At 50.2% G+C, this 554-nt stretch carries 1 pseudogene; it reads right to left on the reverse strand.

Annotated elements, in window-relative coordinates:
- Positions 1-280: pseudogene (locus P3L18_RS28255) on the reverse strand (HNH endonuclease); the annotation flags it as partial.
- Positions 281-554: the final 274 nt, after the last annotated feature.

Raw genomic sequence — 554 nt, forward strand, 5'->3', positions numbered from 1 at the left:
TGTTCTGCAAATCCCCACCGAGTGCCGGGTTGTCCGCCGACCAGGTCCACAACAGCCCGTTGGTCGGTTTGGCCGAGAACGTGGTGTCTGCTAATCCTTGTGCTGCCAACTCCACGATCGTTTCGAATGCGGCCGCGCAGATCTGTTCGGGTGTCCGGGGATCGGGGGATCCGTCGGGTTGAGGTTTGGGCGCCGACAAGGTTTCCATCAGGGTGCGTGTTTTCTCCCCGGCGATGATGTCGAGGTTCGCCGAGATTTCCAGTCGTCCGTCGTCGGTGATTGTCGTCTAGGTCTTTTTCTTCAAACGATAGTACGCCTACGGTGTATCGGTTTTTGAATTGGTGAAGGTTGTCCGCTAGGCGTTCTGTTAGGTCAGGGTCGCCTTGTAATACTTTAGCCTGTTCTCTATCCCTATCTTTAGCCAAAAGATAGTTCATGGTAGCTCTAGCACTCCCATTGCCTTTGTTTTTTAGGAATTTAACTATCATAGCGTTTTAGTAGTTCATTTAGTTGTTCTCGAATAATTGCCAGCTCTGCAAATACTTTGATTTTTT

It is taken from the genome of Gordonia sp. N1V, assembly GCF_029269935.1.
Lineage (GTDB): Bacteria > Actinomycetota > Actinomycetes > Mycobacteriales > Mycobacteriaceae > Gordonia > Gordonia polyisoprenivorans.